Annotated in this window: 3 protein-coding genes and 1 pseudogene; all 4 read left to right on the forward strand. The window is 34.4% G+C overall.

Going from position 1 to position 3,555, the window contains the following annotated elements; all coding sequences use genetic code 11:
- Nucleotides 1-1,020 (forward strand): efflux RND transporter periplasmic adaptor subunit (locus ACIQ0D_RS12260; RefSeq protein WP_395806028.1); only part of this gene is annotated, 1,020 nt, incomplete at its 5' end.
- Nucleotides 1,020-2,210 (forward strand): efflux RND transporter periplasmic adaptor subunit, encoded by a 1,191-nt coding sequence (locus tag ACIQ0D_RS12265; protein WP_395806030.1) that lies wholly within the window; start codon nucleotides 1,020-1,022, stop codon nucleotides 2,208-2,210. The genes ACIQ0D_RS12260 and ACIQ0D_RS12265, both read left to right, overlap by 1 nt.
- A 190-nt stretch (nucleotides 2,211-2,400) precedes the next feature.
- Entirely contained in the window at nucleotides 2,401-2,907 is a 507-nt protein-coding gene (locus tag ACIQ0D_RS12270) for a hypothetical protein (protein WP_395806032.1), read from the forward strand.
- A gap of 289 nt (nucleotides 2,908-3,196) precedes the next feature.
- Nucleotides 3,197-3,555 (forward strand): annotated as a pseudogene (locus ACIQ0D_RS12275) (hypothetical protein); the annotation flags it as partial.

Consider the following 3,555-nt stretch of genomic DNA (forward strand, 5'->3'; position numbering starts at 1 on the left):
GTAGATTTAATCTTGAAAGGAGTAATAAATTACAATTCTAATCAGTGGAAAACTGTTTCTACTCGAGTTAGTGGTCGTATTGAGCGTTTGTATGTAAAATATGGCTATGAGCAGGTAAATAAAGGACAGAAAATAATGGATATTTATAGTCCCGATTTGCATAATGCTCAGCAAGAGCTTTTATTTTTAAAGAATAATTCAGAGCCCGAATTACTCGAATCTGCAAAGAAAAAATTGCTGTTTTTAGGTTTAAGCAAGCAGCAGATAGATCATGTTTTAAGCAGCGGAAAGATTAATCCTACTGTTTCAATTTATAGCCCCTATTCTGGTTATGTTGCCGAATTTGAACAAAATAGCACATCTAATTCTAGCGCAAATTCTCAAGTTGGAAGTACTAGAATAAGTTCCAATGATGCGTCAGGAATGAGTGAAATGGACTCTGGAGCTAGTGAGGGAGTAATTCCCACGGTAAAATCAATTAGTACGGGGCAAGCACTTCAGATTAGAGAGGGGCAATATGTTAATGCAGGACAGAAATTATTTAGTTTAATAAATACAGATCAGGTTTGGGCCGAGTTTTTTGCAGATCCCAAGCAATTGCAGTCCTTTAAAAGTGGGACCAGTATTAAAATTATGGCTATTGATGGCAAGGATCAACAAACAGAAATTAAGGTTAGTCTTGTACAGCCTTATTATCGTGAGGGTGTGAATTATTCATTAATTAGGGCCAATTTATCCAATGGGAGTCGTATGTGGAAGGTTGGTCAACTCATCTCTGTTCATAAACAAACGGAGCTAAAGGGGAATTGGATTCCAAAAACAGCTGTTTTGCAAATGGGAAAAAAATATATCGTCTTCTTGAATCGGGACTCTGCATTTGTTCCAGTTTATGTAGATGTAAAAGGAATGGCAGACGAGTGGGTTGATGTTGGAGAAAGTTTAAATACGGATCAAAAAATAGCCTTTAATGCTTGGTTTTTAGTCGATACTGAAAGTTTTATAAAAGTGGAACGTTTATAATGAAAAGAAATATTTTGATTGGATTTTGCTTATTTTTTGTGGTTTTTACGAAAGTATCATGCAATGAAGCTAAAAATGAGAAGCTTAGTAATGTGGACACATTTACCTGTCCGATGCATCCGCAAGTCATTAAAAATGAACCGAGTACCTGTCCAATTTGCGGAATGGATCTTGTGCCTGTCAATGCATCTGGTGCTAAAAATGAGCTGATGTTGAGTGATAGTCAAATTCAATTGGCTAATGTGCGTACAATGCCAATTAGTAGCTCTTCATTTAGTACATCAAAGGTTTTGAATGGACGCTTGATTGTTAATCCGGAGGGTTCATCTACTATTACTAGTCGCTATTCTGGCAGGGTTGAGCATTTATATATCAGGGAAACCGGAATTAAGATTAGGAAGGGACAAGCACTTTTTCAAATCTATAGTGAGGTTCTTCAAACACTACAGTTAGATTATTTACTTCAGCTAAAACAAGCTGCGGCATTCCCTAACGAGAAGATTTATAGCACGATGCAGAATGCGGCAAAAAACAAATTAAGTTTATTTGGAATGAGTGATTCACAAATAAAATCTTTAGAAAAAGGGGTTAAAACATCCCCATTACTCACCATTTTCTCAAGTGAATCTGGTACGGTTACAGAATTAAATATCACTGAGGGTCAGTATGTTGCGGAGGGTTCTCAGGTATTAAAATTAGAAAACTTTGATCAACTATGGCTTGAGATGGATGTTTATCCTTCAGAAGTAGCCGACCTAAAAATTGGGACTAAAATAAAAGCTATGATAAATGGAATAGGAAATGATGAACAAACGCTTTCAATTGATTTCATTTCTCCACAAATAGATCCATCAACTCAAATTTTAAAGGTGCGTGCTCCCATTAAAAATCAAGATAATTTGCAGGCAGGAATGCAAGTAAGTGTTTTTTTACCTGTTTCTGAGATTAATGATGCGATGAGTTTACCGATGGATGCGCTTGTTCGTGATGAGCGAGGCTCACATGTTTGGGTTAAAGTTGCGAAAAATACCTTTTCTCCTCGGATTGTTCAAACGGGTGCAGAAAGTGAAAATCAAATAATCATTCTTTCAGGATTGGAAGGTGTGAAAGAGGTAGTTATCAGTGGGGCGTATTTATTATCGAGTGAGTTTTTATTAAAAAAGGGGATGGATCCAATGCTTAAAAAATAGAATTATCATCCTCGTACATGTTTTATTGATTTTTTTCCGGTAATTTTTGATGCTATTTTTTGATGAAAATCAAATAGCTTCTTGATTGGCATCGTTCTCATTGCCTTATTGATTCTGCAATTTTGAATGTGGAAAATGCTGAACCGTTGGCCAAATTAAAATTGATTATTTACCATTTAACAAAGAAATCATGAAACATTTAAAGTTAATTCTAATCCTAATTGTATTCACTATAGGCTTTACTGTAAAGTCTCGAGCTCAAATTGTGCTTCCAGAAGTTAAAATAGAAGCAATAAATTATAAATATCTTAACTCGGTAGAAGCAGGGGCAGTGGCTCTTCCTGTGAAACGACTTCAGCGTGAAGTTGCTGCATTTGATTTAAAAACATCAGATTTCTATGAAGATGAATATGATTCTTATTTTGTTTCTTTCTACATTCCTGAAGGAGAAATTTTGGCAGCCTATGATAAAGATGGCAATTTATTACGCACGGCAGAAAAGTATAAAAATGTGAAATTGCCCACCGCAGTGGCCTCTACAGTTGCTCAAAAATACTCAGGATGGAGTATTGCTAAGGATGTTTATTTAGTCAGTTATTATGAATCAAAGGGGATAACTAAAGTATATAAACTAATTCTCGAAAATGGGAATAAACGTATGCGCATCAAAACAAATGAATTTGGTGATATTATTTAGGCCCAATTTTATAAATTATATAAAAGCAGTCTCAATAGGCTGCTTTTTTTATTTATTTCAAATTTTAGCTTTTCAAAATCTTTTATATTCTTAAGCCTTTCTGGTCTTTTTTATCCTTTTTTCTAAATTTAATTTAGAAAATGAATCATTTTATTTTTTCACTCTCAATAAAAATGTATAAATTAAACTTTAATAATAAATAGCTCATTTTTAGCTAGTTAAATTGGTTTCAGGAGTTTGCTTACACGTTTCTCCTTGATATTATAATTTTATTAAATCTTTGATATTAATGCAAGCAGCAGAGTCTTTAAAAGATGATTTACCAGTTACTGGAAACATTATTAACCCTACTTTACCTCCTAATCGAATTGCCTCTGTAGATGTTTATCGTGGTTTTGTGATGCTCCTCATGATGGCAGAGGTGCTTTCTCTTTCAGATGTATCAAAATCTTTACCAGGAAATAAATTCTGGGAATTTTTGTCTTTTCAACAAAGTCATGTTCCATGGATATGGTTGAGTTTACATGATATGATTCAGCCCTCATTTACTTTTCTGGTTGGTGTTGTTCTTCCTTATTCTATCGCAAGCCGGAAAAATAAAGGTGCTAGCGTACAAAATATACTCATACATACCATTAAACGTTCCTT

It is taken from the genome of Daejeonella sp., from assembly GCF_044342615.1.
Classification (GTDB): Bacteria; Bacteroidota; Bacteroidia; order Sphingobacteriales; family Sphingobacteriaceae; genus Daejeonella.